At 74.5% G+C, this 1060-nt stretch carries 2 protein-coding genes; both read left to right on the top strand.

Going from position 1 to position 1060, the window contains the following annotated elements; translation table 11 throughout:
• Window positions 1-144: 144 nt before the first annotated feature.
• Window positions 145-543: a DUF6992 family protein gene (locus tag DBR36_RS07405; RefSeq protein WP_108318243.1), complete on the top strand. Its 399-nt coding sequence runs from the start codon at window positions 145-147 to the stop codon at window positions 541-543.
• 101 nt (window positions 544-644) lie between these two features.
• Window positions 645-1052, top strand: coding sequence for an NUDIX domain-containing protein (locus DBR36_RS07400; protein ID WP_108318242.1), 408 nt, complete (start codon window positions 645-647; stop codon window positions 1050-1052).
• The last annotated feature ends 8 nt before the right edge of the window (window positions 1053-1060 follow it).

Genomic DNA, 1060 nt, shown 5'->3' with positions numbered 1-1060 from the left:
CACCCCAGCCCGTCGAGTGTCCAAGACACGCCGCACGCCGATGCCCCGCAACGGCGTGTCCTGGACACTCGACCGCTCAACCCCCCGCGCGGGCAGGGCCGGCGGAGCGCCCGGGGATACCAGCCGGGCGGCATCATGGATGTCATGGCATCAACGAAGGCCGTCGCCGGCACCCTCGTGCGTCGTCTGCGGCGATGGGGCACGGCATCCCTCGTCGTGGCAGGCGCCCTGGCGCTCTTCCCGCGCACCCGCGCCTTCGGCGTGCAGACGGCGATGTGGGGGGCCGTCGACCTCGCGTTGGCGATGGCCGCCGTCCGCCGCGGGGCCGCGCCGAAGCGTGGCCCGCTGCGGCGTCTGCTGCTGATCAACACAGCGCTCGACGTCGGGTACGTCGCCGCGGGCGCGCATCTCGCGGTTCGCAGGCCGACGTTCGGGGGGCGTCTGAGCGCCGCCGACGCGCTCGGTCACGGTGTGGCCGTCGTCATCCAGGGCGCCGCACTGTTCCTGCTCGATCTGACCGCCGCGCGGCGCCTGCGCCGCTGACACCGGCGCCGGTCACCGTCCGATCACCGCCGCTCCCCCGTCGACGCGAGCGGAGCGCGCGGACGCCTACGCGCGGCCCCGGCTCCTGCTAGCGTGCGGGGGTGATTCCGGATGCCACGCCCCCACGCCGAATCCACGTCTCGGCCGCGGTGATCACCGACGCCGACGGCCGCCTGCTGGTCGTGCGCAAGGCCGGAACCACCGCGTTCATGCAGCCCGGCGGCAAGCCCGAGCCGGGTGAAACCCCCGCCCAGACGCTGGCCCGTGAGCTGGCCGAAGAGGTCGGCATCCGGGTGTCCCCCGACGCGCTCGAGCCCCTCGGCCGGTTCACCGCGAGCGCGGCGAACGAGCCCGGCTTCGCGGTGGTCGCCGACGTGTTCCGTGTCGACATCGGCGACCAGCAGCCGGTGCCGGATGCCGAGATCGCCGAGCTCCGCTGGATCACCGCCGGCACGGCATCCGGGATCGAGATCGCCCCGCTCGCGCGGGAGTTCTTCCTCCCCGCCTGACGCCCCCC

The organism is Microbacterium sp. HMWF026 (assembly GCF_003061325.1).
Lineage (GTDB): Bacteria > Actinomycetota > Actinomycetes > Actinomycetales > Microbacteriaceae > Microbacterium > Microbacterium testaceum_E.
The sequence above is the reverse complement of the archived record's forward strand: the minus strand, read 5'-3'. Positions and strand labels throughout refer to the sequence as shown.